The organism is Paraburkholderia sp. SIMBA_054, assembly GCF_046534875.1.
In the GTDB taxonomy this organism is placed as follows: domain Bacteria; phylum Pseudomonadota; class Gammaproteobacteria; order Burkholderiales; family Burkholderiaceae; genus Paraburkholderia; species Paraburkholderia hospita.
In genome coordinates this window covers 1-267 of sequence record NZ_JAWRXV010000896.1, presented here as the reverse complement: position 1 = coordinate 267, position 267 = coordinate 1, and the positions used below count along the sequence as shown (strand labels likewise).

The following is a 267-nucleotide window of genomic DNA, read 5'->3' as shown; positions in this document are numbered from 1 at the left end:
CACATAAGGAAGGCCGAACCAGCCGCCGACCAGCAGGAAGAAGGCGACGATCGGGAACACGAAGAAGAACAGGATCGCATTGAGAGCCTTCTTCGGGGCCTTCGGAATCAGCAGCGGCACCAGCAGGACGACGAAGATCAGCGCCGTCAAATTGACGCGCCAGCGTTCCGAAATCGGATAACGGCCATAGATGAACTGCTCGTATTTCGCGTTCACGAATGCCCAGCAGGCGCCCGACCAGCCTTCCGGTTGCGTGCCGCCCTGCGC

The 267-nt window shown here is 60.3% G+C and carries 1 pseudogene; it reads right to left on the bottom strand.

The annotated features are described in order from the left end of the window. Positions 1-267, bottom strand: a pseudogene (locus SB822_RS57720) (amino acid ABC transporter permease); the annotation flags it as partial.